General features: G+C 57.7%; 12 protein-coding genes and 1 pseudogene. 6 read left to right on the forward strand and 7 right to left on the reverse strand.

Annotated elements, in window-relative coordinates; genetic code table 11:
- Window positions 1-275: 275 nt before the first annotated feature.
- The 4 genes from ABJK70_RS10695 to grxC form a co-directional block, all read right to left on the reverse strand.
- Window positions 276-1,148 carry a cupredoxin domain-containing protein gene (locus ABJK70_RS10695; RefSeq protein ID WP_347257971.1) on the reverse strand — a complete coding sequence of 291 codons (873 nt, stop codon included), beginning with the start codon at window positions 1,146-1,148 and terminating at the stop codon, window positions 276-278.
- A 14-nt stretch (window positions 1,149-1,162) separates the two neighbouring features.
- Entirely contained in the window at window positions 1,163-2,911 is a 1,749-nt protein-coding gene (locus ABJK70_RS10700; RefSeq protein WP_347257972.1) for a multicopper oxidase domain-containing protein, read from the reverse strand.
- Between the two features lie 88 nt (window positions 2,912-2,999).
- Window positions 3,000-3,554 carry a hypothetical protein gene (locus ABJK70_RS10705; RefSeq protein ID WP_240507129.1) on the reverse strand — a complete coding sequence of 185 codons (555 nt, stop codon included), beginning with the start codon at window positions 3,552-3,554 and terminating at the stop codon, window positions 3,000-3,002.
- A 387-nt stretch (window positions 3,555-3,941) separates the two neighbouring features.
- Entirely contained in the window at window positions 3,942-4,220 is a 279-nt protein-coding gene (gene grxC, locus ABJK70_RS10710) for a glutaredoxin 3 (protein WP_077731586.1), read from the reverse strand.
- Between the two features lie 269 nt (window positions 4,221-4,489).
- Between grxC and ABJK70_RS10715 the strand changes: the two genes are divergently transcribed.
- The 4 genes from ABJK70_RS10715 (at window position 4,490) to ABJK70_RS10730 (ending at window position 7,237) form a co-directional block, all read left to right on the forward strand.
- A complete protein-coding gene (locus tag ABJK70_RS10715) occupies window positions 4,490-4,696 on the forward strand; it encodes a DUF2892 domain-containing protein (RefSeq protein ID WP_077731585.1) in 207 nt (68 codons plus the stop codon).
- Between the two features lie 246 nt (window positions 4,697-4,942).
- Window positions 4,943-5,524 (forward strand): hypothetical protein, encoded by a 582-nt coding sequence (locus tag ABJK70_RS10720; protein WP_139841169.1) that lies wholly within the window; start codon window positions 4,943-4,945, stop codon window positions 5,522-5,524.
- A 184-nt stretch (window positions 5,525-5,708) separates the two neighbouring features.
- On the forward strand, window positions 5,709-6,320 hold the full coding sequence (locus ABJK70_RS10725) for a DUF502 domain-containing protein (RefSeq protein ID WP_077731583.1): 612 nt from the start codon (window positions 5,709-5,711) through the stop codon (window positions 6,318-6,320).
- 59 nt (window positions 6,321-6,379) lie between these two features.
- Window positions 6,380-7,237: an isocitrate lyase/PEP mutase family protein gene (locus ABJK70_RS10730; RefSeq protein ID WP_347257973.1), complete on the forward strand. Its 858-nt coding sequence runs from the start codon at window positions 6,380-6,382 to the stop codon at window positions 7,235-7,237.
- A 59-nt stretch (window positions 7,238-7,296) separates the two neighbouring features.
- Here the strand turns inward: ABJK70_RS10730 and ABJK70_RS10735 are convergent, their stop codons facing one another.
- Window positions 7,297-8,151: a thermonuclease family protein gene (locus ABJK70_RS10735; protein ID WP_168183910.1), complete on the reverse strand. Its 855-nt coding sequence runs from the start codon at window positions 8,149-8,151 to the stop codon at window positions 7,297-7,299.
- A 77-nt stretch (window positions 8,152-8,228) separates the two neighbouring features.
- On the opposite strand from ABJK70_RS10735, the gene ABJK70_RS10740 reads away from it, so the two are divergent.
- Together ABJK70_RS10740 and ABJK70_RS10745 are read left to right on the forward strand one after the other, a co-directional pair.
- Complete coding sequence (locus ABJK70_RS10740; protein ID WP_347257974.1) at window positions 8,229-9,932, forward strand: glycerol-3-phosphate dehydrogenase/oxidase; 1,704 nt, start codon at window positions 8,229-8,231, stop codon at window positions 9,930-9,932.
- Window positions 9,933-10,135: 203 nt separating this feature from the next.
- A pseudogene (locus ABJK70_RS10745) lies at window positions 10,136-10,792 on the forward strand (IS5 family transposase); the annotation flags it as partial.
- Between the two features lie 24 nt (window positions 10,793-10,816).
- Here ABJK70_RS10745 and ABJK70_RS10750 read toward each other — a convergent pair.
- A complete protein-coding gene (locus tag ABJK70_RS10750) occupies window positions 10,817-13,297 on the reverse strand; it encodes a hypothetical protein (RefSeq protein ID WP_347257975.1) in 2,481 nt (826 codons plus the stop codon).
- Window positions 13,298-13,340: 43 nt separating this feature from the next.
- Window positions 13,341-14,175 (reverse strand): hypothetical protein (locus ABJK70_RS10755; protein WP_347257976.1); only part of this gene is annotated, 835 nt, incomplete at its 5' end.

Below are 14,175 nucleotides of genomic sequence, written 5' to 3' on the forward strand. Positions count from 1 at the left end.
GACGTGGAACCCGACGAAGAAGGCGTTTTGCGGCGGGTGATCAATCAGGCGTATCTGGACGATTTTCTGGAGGCGCAACGCCATCTCAACCGGGAAGAATGCAAGTTGCAGCATCCGGAGGCGCAAGGCGCCTTCGGTGAATGAAGCCGATTCGGCCTGCCGTCTGCGGACGGGGTTACAGCGGGTATTTTTGCGTATGAGGAGGGCGGTTTTTGCCCGTTGCAAGGCTTCTTCCAGGCTGAGTGAGGCGCCTCGCAACGGGAGTGTGGCCCGGCTTACTTCTTGAAGCGGCGGTATATGGAGATTGCTAAATGGACGGCTTGATCAAACAGGCTCTTGCCGAGGTTGGCTCCATAGATGACGACGTCTTTCGAGCTCATGCCTTTGAAGCGCTGTTTGAAATTGCTCACGGCAAATGGTGTCGCGAACAAGCCGAGGGCTAGGCCGATAATGAATGTGCCGGTATTGGACGAAGATTGAGGCGCCGGCAGCGGTTGAGCCGCTGTAGGTTGAGTAACTGCAGGCTGCGCTGACGTAGTAGCCGCTATTTGCGTTGGGCCGTAATTGTCGGGAATGGCGAAGTCGGTCAGACCGGGGATACTGGGAAACGTGCCGCCGCCTTTCCCAACGACCAGCTGCCCTTTCATTCCCTTCTCCATGTGCTGGGCGATATCGCAGTGCACCAGATAGGTCTTGTCTTCCTTGGGCACGATCAGCGTACCGCTTATTTTGGCTGGGCCGGTTACCTCCAAGTGGAACATGCCCTTGTCGTACAAATACTTGGGCAATCCATGCATCATCCATTGATGGCGAATATTGTCCTCGTTGATGAAGTGCACCGTGAGGCGCGTACAGGGCTTAATGCGCCACTCCTGCTTGTCGAACGCGAACATGGTGCCGGGAAATTTCTTTGAATACTTGTGCCCGGCCCGTACGGTGATCTCTTCGTCCCCGCTGATCTTGTCGCAGCCACCGGGCAGCTTATCCTTGTTTTGGCCCATGACCATGCCGCCATCCATATCCATGAGGTGGCCATCACCGTGATCCATCAATAACTTATGTTCTACGATTTCCTGCTGTTTCGCGGCATGGGCCGACGAAGCGGTCAGAAAAGCGCCGAAGATTATGAGATGCGTAAACTTTGACATGACGTTCGACTGCCTCAATGCTTGCCTTTGGCCTGGGACGCGAGTTGGTTGATTACAGCGAGTACGCGTTCCCGGTACAGATAGAGCACATAACCCGCGATACCGAACAGCAGTCCATTGAAAAGGCTGCCCAGCGGATTGGATGACGTATCGGTGGCGACCACGTCTGGCGCAGATTTAACTCCGGTCGTTCCGGTCACGCTTGCCGCAGCCGCTGTTTGAATGCCTGCAGGCTCAGCCAAGCTGCCCCAGTCATCTGCCCAGTCTTGCCATACGGGTATTTTTCTCTCCCAAAATTCCTTGGTGAAATACGGAGTCAAATCCATGCCGTGAGTTTTCGGCGTGCCGTTTTCCTCTAGATAAGACTTGTACACGATGAGACTGATGCTGCCGCCTTCGCCCATGCCGTCGGTGGTGAAGGATCTTTCGACATGGTCGTGGAACATCCATATACCGGACCCGAAGCTGTGCAAGCCGTCATCCGTCGTATTGATCGACAGGTCCAGCCGCTGGGCCGGCGCCATCATGTAAACATCACGGGTCACCTGAGCGCTGGGGTTCTGTTCGACCCCGTCATAATGAGTTTCGGTCGCCTTGTGGCCATGCGTATGAAGCGCAAGCGTCTCGGTATGGCCGTTCAAAATGCGCAGCTTGATCTTCTCGTTCGGGTTAACCGTAATGAGCGACTCCCGAAGCGTGTACGGGAAGGAGCGTCCGTTCAGTAGAAAATAGTCGTCAGTCGCGTCCGTGATGTCATACTCCTGGTTCATCGCTCTCGCGATCAGGCGGGGATCGTTGGCTGCCTGCGGAAGTTTATGCAGATCTTTGTCGACCGACTGATAGTGCAGGTCGTATTCCTGGCTGAATTTTTCCAATACCGCTACGGAGGGATGGCGAACTTGGCCGGCGCCCACGTTAAAGGTTTGAACCCAGTTGTTCGGCCGGTTCTCTTCCACTATAAACATGCCCGCGAGCCCCATCGGAATATGCGTATGAGGTTGGACGTGGCAGTGATAATACATAGTGCCGGGCTGACGTGGCCGGATCACGTAGGTCTTGCTTTGGCCCGGCATGATATCCATTTGGCTGGTTTGGCCAACGCCATCGTTGCCTTCGCCGCCGTGGTCCATGAAGGGGTGGTCGACGCCGTGAAGGTGTATCGAGTGAGGGAAGTAGTGGGTATTCTCAACGACCAGCCAGACCACGTCGCCCTGCTCGACGCGTATCGGCGTGGAGGGCATGCGCAGCATCGGATTTGCTTCCACGCTTGCGAAGCTACGCGTCGACATATCGCGGGTTTTCGGAGCGAAGACCCAGAAGCTGGGTTGTATGCCGGGTGCGATATCGAAGGTGGGTACTACGCCGGCGAAATCCGGCGAGTGCCCGTTTACTTCCATGATTTCGACTTTAATGATGATATGGTCGGGGTCACCGTCGCCATCCATATCATTGGTTTTCGTGATCGCATCCGCAGCTAAGCTGGACGTATCCATGAGCGTTTGCATGGATATGTTGTTGGTTCCCTTCACGAACGCCGCGATGTCTGCCGGATTATCCGCGTTGCAGACCCTCGATTCTTGAATGTTTACGCCTTCGATGACTTGAGCTTTGCGCCATTCGCTAGGAACCCCGCTGTTGCAGAAAGGTTCTGCTTGGCCGAGTTGGACTTTGGCGCTGGGCGGTGGAGAAGTAACGGCTCCGGCACCGGTGGATAAGCTCAACAGGGCCGAACCAAACAAGAATACGAGGGAGCGTGTCTGCATTTTGAGTACCGTTGGGAACAGAGATTCGAAGACTTGACTAAGACTGGCGACGGATGGCGCTTAGTCAATCGATCCGACCTAAAAGTTCCTAAGAGGTCTTTTTCAACATCCGATCTACGGCGCCTTTGAACGACGCATTGGAAAGATAAAAGATATAGCCGGCCGCAATCAAAATGACGGCAATGACCAAGTAAGTGCTGGTCGAAGGCCCGGATGCGGAGGCTCCGACACTAAAGGGTACGTGGGCGTCCACCTTTTGCCCTTCATTGACCAGGGTCACATGGGCCAAGTACTTACCAGGCTCGGTGAAGTTGATTGTGGTGTTGGCGGTGCCGGTCGGATAGGTCGACGGCTCCTTGTAAAAGACGCGGGTTCCTTGCGGTTCCTTGGTGATTTCAAATTCAACCGTCATGTTTCGCAACGCCTTCCCTTCGTAATCGAATACCAGGGTGGCTGAACCAACTTCGGGAATGGAATCGCAGTATTCGGTTGTTCCAGTCAACTGCGGTTGGTAAGCGGTGAAATGGACCCAGTGCGGGCCGACCGGAATGCGGCAAGCATCCAAATCGACGCCGGAGGCTCCTCCGTGCGCCCAGCTCGATACGGGGATCACGGCGGAAACGAGCAGGCTCAGAGCGAGCAAGCACTCTTTGAAGCAAATTAGTTTACGCATATCTCTTCCCTCACTTGATGGATTATCGGATTTTTGTATTACGTTGTTGAAGCGGGCCTAATGGAAGGCTCGTAGTTTCTCGACTTCCCCTCGCCTCCGAATGAGCTAAAGGAATAGGTAAATATACATAAGCAGGGTGCCATGCACAATGTTTCGGTCCAACGCACGCCGCGTTGTCTGCTTCTTACCGTTTGGATTGGCGCTAATCCGGTACAGCAGAACGAATTGGTATTAAAGACAGATATTCGCGAATTTAGTTTTGAGACAAGTCAATAATTCACCGCTGGAAAACCTTTCAACCGCTTTTCGATACGGAACGATTCTTAGTTGAAAGCTAAGCCAGAGCGAGGGGAGTTTCTAATCGTTGCCATGCCCTCGAGCATTGGCCAGCAAGAGATCAAGCTGGCCGACACGCTCCAGGGCAGCGAGGTCGTCATAACCCCCTACATGAGTTTCGCCGATGTAAATCTGGGGTACCGTGCGGCGTTTTGTCCTTTCCATCATTTCGATGCGGAGTTCCGGCTCCAGGTCGACCCTGATCTTTTGGATATTCTCGACGCCTTTTTTCAAAAGCAAGCGCTCCGCCATGACACAATAGGGGCAGAAGGCTGAGCTGTACATGATTACATTAGCCATCCAATATTTTCCTCGAATGTGCGGCCAGCGTTCAGAGCCGTCCCATATTCCATCGATGTTCGAAATTTGGTTTCTTCGTCATCAAGGCAGCCGAGTTCACCAAAAAAACCCGGTTGATACTATCCGCGACAGGACCGTTTTCTGCTCGCTTTTCCGAATGAGTCTTGCAGATCATGCGCCGACGTGCGTCACACTCGATTCATCGGCGAACTCGTACTTTATCGCGGGCTCGAGTTTGATATATTAGAGAATTCTAACATGAGGCTGCTATGACTACACATCGTTTAGTAAGAATTTTCGCAGGATTTTTTGTTTTGCTATCGTTGGCGCTTGGCGCGGAAGCCAGCCCGATATTCGTAAACAAGAACTGGCTTTGGTTTACAGCATTTGTCGGAGCCAACTTGTTTCAGAGCGGATTTACCAAAATTTGTCCTTTGGAAACCATTTTAAAGAGACTTGGATTCAAAGAGTCCTGAAAACGGGGAACCCTTCCTCCTAGCGGAGCTGTCTAATTTTATTCGAGGACGTCGACTTCCAGGCGATGCGGTCGTGTGATCGCGTGGGACGCTCCATGACGAGGGGAACCGTAGCCGACGCCGTGAAGTTGCTTTATGAAGGGGCATCTGTGCGGGAATCGCATCGGAGGCATCGATTATCGGCGTTGGTCGGGCTGCAATTTCAGCTCGGATGTTTGTTCGGATTGTCATGGACGGAGCGTCGCGATGGACAGCATCTGGTTTTCGATCGCTCGGAGAGTGCTCAACAGTGTCATTCTGGCTGCTCTGGCGGCGTGCGCCGCTCAAGAGCCGAAACAGCTTTACGCAAATGCCAAACAAACCACCGCAACGGTCAAAGAGATCGATTTGCAAAGCCGTCAGGTCTTTTTGACGGACGCAAACGGAAACGGATTCGCCGTACACATCGACCCGAAAGTTGAAAATCTCGCCAAAATGAAAGTCGGCGATCAGGTGACCATCGGTTATTACGAGGCGCTTGCGGCCGAGATCAAAGATCCCGGCGAGGGTGCAAAGGATGTCAAAGTTGGAGAAGGAAGCTCGATAACACAGTCCGGAGAGCGTCCGGGCGGATCGGTAGGGCGCTCGGTCAGGGCGACGGTGAAAGTCTTGTCCGTCGATCACGATGCGAACAGAGTGACGATTTCGAGCCCGAGCGGTCGCGTGCACACGGTTGAGGTGCGAAATCCTCAGCTCCGAAAGTACATAAAGAACTTAGGGGCAGGGGATGAAGTGGAACTCACCTACACTGAAGCGGTCACGATAACCGTGGAGCCCGTTGAAGACTGATTTTCACAACCCCGCCCTCAAACCCGATCGATCTTTTTCGACGCTCCAAAACTGACATTGTCCCAATTACGCTTTATTCTGTAGAGCATATTCTTCGGTCCGGGAGCAGGCCGACGGAGATATCGCTCGTCGATGCCGTTTTTCTCGAATTGCAAATTTCGTCACCAAAGTTGCTGGTAATAAAATGAAAAAGACATTACAGAAATTCTTTGGCTATTTTCTTATCGGTGTATTGGGTGTACTTCCCATCGTTATCATCCTACAGATCGTAATCGCGGTCGAAGGATTGCTTCGAGACTTCGTGTTGAGCATCTTCGGGCGTTACGAGAACTTCTTTATCCCCATAGGCTTGTTTACGACGGCCATTTTGGTCCTGACGTATTTCGGTTATTTGCTCAAGCAGGATAAAGCGCATGTGTGGTACTACCTGGAGGGTCTGCTTAACCGTATTCCGCTGCTCGGCACGATATACCGGGTTACCAAAAAAATACTGAACCTGTTTCGGGGCGATGAGAAGGAAAAGCTGCGCGACGTGGTTTACATCGAATATCCTAAGGAAGGCATTTGGGTGCCGGCCTATGTAACCAACCGGGTCGACGATTACCTGGTGCTGTATGTTCCGACCTCGCCGAATCCGACCTCGGGCTTTACCGTAATCGTCCACGAATCGAAGGTCAGAGTGTCCGAGATGAGCATCGAGGAGGCGTCGAGTTTCGTCATCAGTCTCGGCGTGGACATTCCCAGACCCAACGAAGCATCCCGCCTCGAACTGAACGCCGATAAGGCGTCGCAATGATCGCCGTTTCCGGTTGATCGGGTATTCGATTCATGGCCGACTTCCGAGGAGAAAAACGTATGGCTTCCGCTACCGCCCGTTTGAAAGAGCTTCTTGCCTCGCCTGGTATCCGCATTATGCCGGGCTGCCACGATGCCATATCGGCCAAATTGATCCAGGAGTCCGGTTTCGAGATGGGCTTTATGAGTGGTTTTGCCGTGTCCGGGGCGCGCCTCGGTCTGCCCGATACCGGCTTGATTTCCTACGGGGAACTGGTGGAACAGGGCCGGAATATTTGTGCCGCCGTCTCTATTCCGATGTTCGGCGATGGGGATACTGGCTTCGGCAATGCACTCAACGTAAAGCGCACCGTGCAAGGCTACGCTCGGGCGGGATTTGCTTGCATCATGATCGAGGATCAGCTGGCTCCGAAACGTTGCGGTCACACCCAGGGAAAGGCGGTGGTGAGCCGGGACGAAACCGCAATGCGAATCCGTGCGGCGGTTGACGCACGCAATGCCGGCGACGACATACTCATCATGGCGCGAACCGACGCGCGGGCCGTGTTAGGTTTGGAGGAAGCCATCGCACGCTGTCGATTATTCCGGGAGTTGGGCGCCGATATCACTTTTCTGGAAGCTCCGGAAAGCGTCGAGGAAATGCATCGCTACTGCGCCGAAGTTGACGGGCCCAAGATGGCCAACATGATCGAATACGGCAAGACTCCGGTCTTGCCGCCCCAACAGCTGGAGGCGATCGGCTATAAGATCGCGGTATATCCTCTAACCTTGCTGAATGCCGGCATCCGCGCCATGCGTGAGGCTTTGAGCAGCCTCAGGCAGGGGCGGATGCCGGAGAACATCATGGAATTCGAGGAGTTGAAAGCGGCTGTCGGATTTCCTCAGTATTACGAGGAGGAGCACCGTTATCAGTATTGAAGCGAAGTTCAGGCACGCCGCTCGATGCGATACGCCGGTCAAGACCGGATTTCCAGCAATCATCTTCGGATGGTGAGCGCGCTCGGATGTCGGACGAAGATCGAATAATCGCCGCGTCGACGCGATAGCCAACCCCGTGCTTCAACGTTCCGGCGCAGATAGGTCTCCAAGGGAGGGAATAGGTTGAGGTTTTCTCTCGGGATGCGGACTTCGAATCGATCGGAAAATTTCAAGCGGAAATAACGCTTGCTTTCGACGATAGCGGACGGTGCGCCTGTCAAACGCTGCCAGCCGCGTAGCGTCGGCCGCACAATCAGCGCTTCCACTGGCTTCGGCCGGTAATCCGGCATTCCCCAAATGCCGCGTTTAGCCAGTTCTGCTCCACTCTCGGCCTGAGTCAAGGCTTCGGCATATTTGAGATTGGGCGGATGAATGTCTACGAAAGCCAAGCCCGCTTCTATCAACGCCAGGTTGATGTGTTCGCCGTTGTCGGCGAAGACATGGGCCAATAGCCGCCGGTACTTGTCCCTAAGCTCCATATCATGCTCCAGGCGCACCGTTCGGCCCGTCAAGCGCCGTTGGAGCCAGAGCTTTGCCTCTTCGCCTCCCGCTTCACCGATCTTCCTGGGGCTGTCCACTTCCGGTGTATTGATTCCAAGCAGCCGGACTTTCTCCCCATTGTCGAGCAAGACGGTGTCGCCGTCGAATACCGCTTTTACCGCGTGAACCGCTGGTGCCGCCTCGATATTTGTAGGTTCGGCACCTTCGGCGGCATGATCGGAGTAATGAACGCGCCCTTTCTCGTCCTTCCAGCGGAAAACTTCATCGCTTTGCGCCGGGCCGCAGAGAATCGGCAAAAAGGCCGCGATGATCAGGAAGAGCGATCGAAGGCGGATCGGTGGTGATTTTTTCATCGGTATGACGATCGGATCCATGGCCGCATTTGAGCGACAAGCCTTGAATGGTCGGAAAATGAGATCGACTTGCTTGTGTGTATTGCCAGAGCGGGGATATTCTCCACGTCAGGATCGTTGGCGGCGCGAGTGTAACATCCTGGGAATCGGTCCAGGAAGTATGGGGCATCAAGGCTATTACGACCATGCAGCGGCGATTTTCCGATCTTAAGAACAAGACCTTCGATTTGCTGGTCGTCGGTGGCGGCATTTATGGCGCCTGGACGGCTTATGATGCCGCCTTGCGCGGATTGTCAACGGCTTTGATCGACCGGGGGGATTGGGCCGGAGGTACGTCTTCGGCATCGACCAAGCTGATCCACGGCGGGCTGCGTTACGTCGCGCAGGGGCATTTCGGACTGGTTCGGAAATCGTTGAACGAGCGGCAGCGGCTGATGCGGCTTTGTCCGCACCGGGTCGAAGCGCTACGTTTCGGTGTCCCGGTTTATCGCAAAGATCGCTTGGCATCCTGGCGGCTTCGTCTGGGGCTGTCGATCTACGATCTGCTGGGAAGTATCGCCGGCTCGGAAGCACGCCACGAGCGTTTGAGCGCCGAGGCATTTGCACGTCGTTTCCCGTGGCTCCGCGTTACGGATTTGGATAGCGGGTGGGTTTACGGAGATGCGCAGACGGACGATGCCCGCTTCGTGCTGGAATTGGTGGACGGAGCCTTGGCAGCCGGTGCCGTGGCGGTCAACTATTGCGGTGCCATAGCTTACGAAGAGCGGCACGGGCGAGTGACGGGCGTCATCGTCAAGGATCAAGTGACAGGGGAGCAGACGCCGGTGCATGCCCGCTGTGTGGTCAACGCCACCGGTGCATGGGTGAAAGATGCGCCCGGTTTTTCGCCCAAGGCCTGTCGTCTGTGTAAAGGCGTTCATCTTATCTTGCCTCGTTTGCCCGGTAGGGATGCCTTGCTGTTCTTTTCGGAAACGGACGGCCGGGTGATCTTTTTGGTGCCGTGGTATGGCCTAACGCTGCTAGGCACTACCGATACGGATTATGCGGGCAATCCCGAGGATGTCGACGTGGAGCGGGAGGATGTCGATTATTTGCTGCGATCGGCAAACCGTGTGCTCGGCTCCGTGCAATGGCGCGAAGAGGATATACTCGGCGGCTTTGCCGGTCTCCGGGTGCTGAAGGGCAAACAGGGGCTCGCGCCATCGGCGCTGAGTCGCGAGTGGACTTTGAGAGAGTTGAATAATGGCGTGCTGGTCTCGGTGGGCGGCAAGTTTACCTCGGCGCGTTACGACGCCGCGGCGATCGTCGATAAAGTTTGCCGAAAGCTGGGTGTTCGACGCCCTTGCATGACAGCGGGTCTGGCTTTCCCTTGGGCTCCCGACCAAAACTATTCGGAATGGCTTCGGAACTCGGTGGAGCGGGGCCGGAATTTAGGGCTCGGAGCCGAAGAGATTCGCTGGTTGGGTTTCCGCCATGGCAGGCGGATCGAGGAGATTTTCCAATCTATCGAGCGGAACAACGCCCTGGGTTCGCGTGCTCTGTCGGACTTGCCATTCATTGTCGCCGATCTTTTTCATTGCGCCCGTAATGAAATGATCGTTCACTTGGACGATCTCCTGCGGCGTCGTTCGCCCTTGCTCGTTCTACATCGCTTTTCTCCCGACGAGATGGAAGCCATTGCAGCCGACATCGCTCCGATCCTGGAATGGGACAAAGCACGTCAAAGACTTGAAATCGGGAAATGCCTGGATAGTTTTCCTAGATTCCGGAAGCGGGTTTAACACCGAAATCCGTTGCGCACGCATCCGGCCGGTACGGAGCAGTCCACTCTCCGGCGACTTGCCCGGCCGATCTCCGGTTACGCTCCTTTTGTAACAATCAACCGATCTGGAGGCGAATTTCCGTGGCCGGGCGGAATCCTCCCGCCGGGAGGCTCTATTTTTTCAACTCTCCGAACGCATTCCATGTCCCGGCCAAGCGGGCCGGCGCGCCTTCGCGGATGTTGCCGCATGACCTGCCGCCGTGGGAAGCCGTTTATCAACAGACCCAGCGTTGGCTCGCGGCGGGCTGCTTCGAGGCGATCGTGCACGATCGCCTCGAAATTTTGCGTCTGGCGCAGGGGCGAAAATCGCAGCCGAAAGCCGCGATTTTGGATGGGCGAACGCTGCGACCCAATTGTGAGAGTGGGTCGCGTGCCGGTTACGATGACTATAAACGCAAGAAGGGCAGCAAGGTCCACATGGCCGTCGATACCTTGGGCCATCTGTTGGCGCTCCTGGTGACTCCGGCCAATGAGCCGGAACGGGCGCAGGTGGCGGAACTGGCGCGCTCTGTTCAACAAGTCACGGGACAAGGTGTGGAAGTGGCGTTTGTCGACCAGGGCGACGCCGGTGACGAGGCAGCCGAGGTCGCCCGCCAGCACGGCATTCGGCTGGAAGTGGTCAAGCTGCCTGAGGTCAAAAGAGGCTTTGTGCTGTTGCCCCGGCGCTGGGTGGTGGAGCGGAGTTTCGGTTGGATCGCCCGTTTTCGGCGTTTGGCTCGCGATTACGAGCGGTTAGCCGAAACCTTGGCGGGCCTGCACTTCGTGGTGTTCGCCATCCTCATGCTCGTCAAGGCCTCGCTACTCCTGCAAAGTGCATAACACGCTCTAATAAAGCGTGAACCGTCAATCGAATCCCTGCTCCGACCGACCGCCATCCTCGATCTGATCGAAGCGTAGACCGGCCGATCCTTCCCCGGTGCCGACTTCGCTGCGGAACGCGGTCCATACCCAGGTCGACCCATCGATCCACCGCGTCATATGGCGCCGACGCGTAATATGCACGCCTTCACGGGGGACCTCCTCGTCGTAGAGCCATTGCGTGCTCAACGCCTTGAGCACCTCGCTACGGGCGAACTGTGGTTTTGCCGTGGAATTCGGCTGAAGTACGGCCCCGGGCCGGAGTTGCGAAACCGCGTTGTCGGTGTTATTCGGTTGCACGGGCAGCAGCGGTATCCAGTTGTCCGGCACGGTCGTCGACAGCCGATAGCGCGGCAGTGCGGTGGAGGGGGGCGGAGCGCTGTTGGCCTGCGCCGGATCGCTTGCCAGCTTGAGCGGCGTTTCGATGGCGCTTTCGATGCTACGCTCGATGCCCCACCCCATGTTGGCCATTTCGTCGCGCATGAACAGCACGTCTTCCAGGGGCGCGCCGTCGATGGTCCGGCCAAGCGTGGGCGGAAGAAAGAACAGATTGGGGACGGGAGCGCCGATCCGCTCGCCGGTCGGTAACTCAGCCCCGAGGCTTTCGCCCGCACGGCGCAGGATCGACACCTGCCACAGGGAAAAGAAGGGCTGCGGCAGTTCCGGATCGCCGATGGGACGCAGCAGGCTGCGGACGCCGAAGGTGTCGGTCACCACCAGCGAGTCGATGCGGGTGACGCTGCCCACCGGCAAGTTCAGCGGCACGACAAACCAATCATTGCCGTAGGTGCTGGCATACTCGATCATGAGCATTTGCGCCACATCCGCCGGTCCGGCCGACACCAGACCGTAGGCGATTTTCGCGTCCTCCAGTTCCCAGAAACGCGGAGCGGGCGCGCCGTGAAAGCTCACCGGCGCGGGCATCGTGGTTTCCGTGAGCGCGATCGGATACACGTCGCCGGTGGTGTCGACACCGGCTGTTTTATTGATGTCGAAGCTGCTCCAGTCGAGTCGGCCGCCATCGAATTCGCTGGCGGAGAAGGTCAGCGCGTCCTGCGGATCGGCGGACAAACGGGTGGCGACCGACACGGCATACTCGAGGCGCGACGGCATCCAGGCGTCCTGGGACGGTGCCCCAGGCTCGGTGAAAAGCCCGTCGTACCAGGCCAGCCAAGCCGATGCGACCTGCTGCACCGGGGCACGGTCGGCTGCCGCGATGTTAAGCGCCGCATCGAAAACGATCTGGGACGAGTCCGGCTGGCGGAACGCGGACGCGAGCCGGCGCGCGTCGGGCGCTCGACCGACCATGGTCTGGACGAAGCGCCGGCCGGCGTCGTCGGCCGGCAGCGTGAGGGACGGTTGCAGTACATAGTGGGCGAGGAATGCCGGGCGATATTTCTTCGCCGTCGCATTGCGTTCCAGCATGCGCAGGAAGTGGAGCCCGGCTTCCACAGCCAGCGTGAGCATGCGGGAATCGTCGGCGCCGGCGGGACGCATGCGCCGGCGTTCCACCACGGCCTCGAGCGGTTCGAGCGTCGGGTCGTACGGAGGCGCCTTGTTATTCTCGGGCAACTCCCCGAAATAGCACCGCGTGAGCAGTGCGCCCGTTGCCCGCACCCGCGCCTGCACCGGCGAGCCGGTATCCTCGCCCTGGAATTCGCCGATCTGCCATTGCCGCGTCATGAGCCATAGCGGATCGAACAGGCGGGCGTTGGAACTGGAACCGATGTCCGCGTTGGAACACTGCGGTTCGAGCCGCGTCCAACTGGTAATCGAGGACGTCGTCGGCACGCCGGCCAGCGTTGTTTTTACGTTCGGATCGACTTCGGTCGGCATCGGATACTCGAGCACCGTCAAGGTTTTCTGGACGGTCGTGACCGACCCGAAATTGTCGGACGCCCGCACGGTGATGACGGTGTCCCCTTTGGTCGCCACGGAAACCCCCGCGGTCCAGCGAGCCGCATTGCCAATGACGGGACTCGCGGCCACGAACGCGCCGTTTCCGATCCGATACTGGACTTGGGGGACGCCGTAGATCTCGGGTTTAGCCTCCGATGCGGATCCTTCGAGCTGGAAAACATAGGGGAACTGCGTCACCACGACGGGCGACTGGAACGAATCGACCGTCAGTTCCGGCACCACGTTTTCGAGCACGACGTTGAGGACGGCTTGTCCGTCGACCGTCTCGTATTCCGGTTCCGGCCAACCCTTGGTCTGTATCACTCCGCTGGCAGTGACGATGATCTGAAACGCCTGGCCCGGGCGGATGTTGTTTGGGATCAGTCCCTGCCAACTCCAATTCTCGCGACCGTTGGGCTTCACTGTAGGTCCCCCGGCGCCGAGCTGGATACTAACCCAGGAGACGGAACCGCTACCGGCGCCTCCAACCGAACCGGACAACTGTATGCTCCGTCCGACCGTGCTGTACTGGGCCGGGCTGGCTACGAAAACGAAAAGTCCTGCCATTACGTCGTTTCCTCTATCTATTTCGTTGGTGGCGGCGGTTGAATTAGGCCGTGAGCGGCGCGAAGTCGGTCGAGACCGCGTCGTCCGCGACATTGAAGGGCACGTAGATGCCCGGCAGATACTGCGCGGCCGCGCCGAGCAGGCGCGTGTCGACGGCGCGCAGCTTGGCCAGATCGAGCGTCTCGGCGAGCACGCAGCGCAAGGTTTCGGTGGTCCAGTCCTGGCCCGGAACCGGGGGCACGGCGATCAGCACGTTCTGCGGCGGGAAGGCATTGGGCGGATCGAACTGAAAGGTGAGGGCGGTCGTTTCCTCCTTGTTCGGCACCACCTCCACCCATTCGTCGATGAACAGGCCGGACAAGGGCAGGGCCGCATCGATTGCCGTCATGGGTTGCACCACCAGCGACAGCTTGCTCGGAGGCAGTTCTTTCCCGGCCCCCGGCAGGCCTACCCAGCGCTCTTCCGCGTTGAAAGGCAATTGCGCGACATTAAGGTTCAGGCGGGCGCCGGTCGCGAAGACTTCCGCCGTCTGCAGGCACAGGCCGAGAGGCGCCAGGGCGTCGCGCACCCGCGAGGCGCGCATGAACCAGCCGTGGACGGCGAGCGGATCGCCGCCTTGTTGCCGGGTGCCGGCCGCGAGTGCGGCATTGAGTTCGGCGGCGCCGGCAGCGTCGCAGGTAAAGCTTGGGAGCGACACGAACTCGGCGCCATAGACGGCGCGTCCGCGTTCGAGCAGTTGGTCGCAGCGCGCGCGGGGGTCGGTTGCTGCAACCCGGGTTCGAAGCGCGGCGCCCTGTTCCAAGCGCGGTCCGCTGACCTTCAGCATCGCGGCCGCCTGCCGGGCCAAGGCGCTGCGAATCTCGGGCGTGTCGCCGACC

The organism is Methylocaldum sp. (genome assembly GCF_039794385.1).
Taxonomy (GTDB): Bacteria; Pseudomonadota; Gammaproteobacteria; order Methylococcales; family Methylococcaceae; genus Methylocaldum.